The sequence below is a fragment of the Vibrio sp. 03_296 genome, from assembly GCF_002265885.1.
Window position 1 is genome coordinate 1 of sequence record NZ_NPKW01000210.1, and the last position, 590, is coordinate 590.

General features: G+C 45.3%; 1 pseudogene. It reads left to right on the plus strand.

Annotated features, from left to right (window positions below):
* A pseudogene (locus tag CIK04_RS23445) lies at positions 1-518 on the plus strand (DMT family transporter); the annotation flags it as partial.
* Positions 519-590 lie beyond the last annotated feature (72 nt).

Genomic DNA, 590 nt, shown 5'->3' on the forward strand with positions numbered 1-590 from the left:
CAGAAAATTCGTAAGCAAGATTGGGTTGCCTGTGTATTCAGCTACGTTGGCGTGATTGTCATTGCCACAAAGGGCGATTTATTAGGGCTATCATTTGAAAGCCCTGTGGCGTAGCGCTAGCACTCACGTCGACTTTACTTTGGGCTGGGTACTGGATCCTTAATACTAAAAACCAAGCCGATCCTATTGTTGGTGTCTTGCTTGGTTTCTTAGTCGCTATTCCTTTTGCCATTGCTTTAACAGTCATCGAAGGCCAGTCATGGGGGCAGATTTCGATGCATGGCTGGCTTGCTGTCACTTATGTTGGCCTGTTTGAAATGGGAGTGACTTTTGTCCTATGGCTATCTGCACTGAAACTCACCAATAACACGGCAAGGATCAGCAACCTCATTTTCGCCTCACCTTTTATCTCTCTCATGCTACTTTCCTCCATAATTGGTGAGGAAATTCACCCTACAACCCTCATTGGCTTGATGCTCATTATTGCAGGACTGGTTATTCAGCAGATCAATGGGTAAAAGGAAATKCGCTGCCGCGGATCACTCTTAACGGATATTGGCTTACCGCTAACTAAACATGTTGTAAGCCAT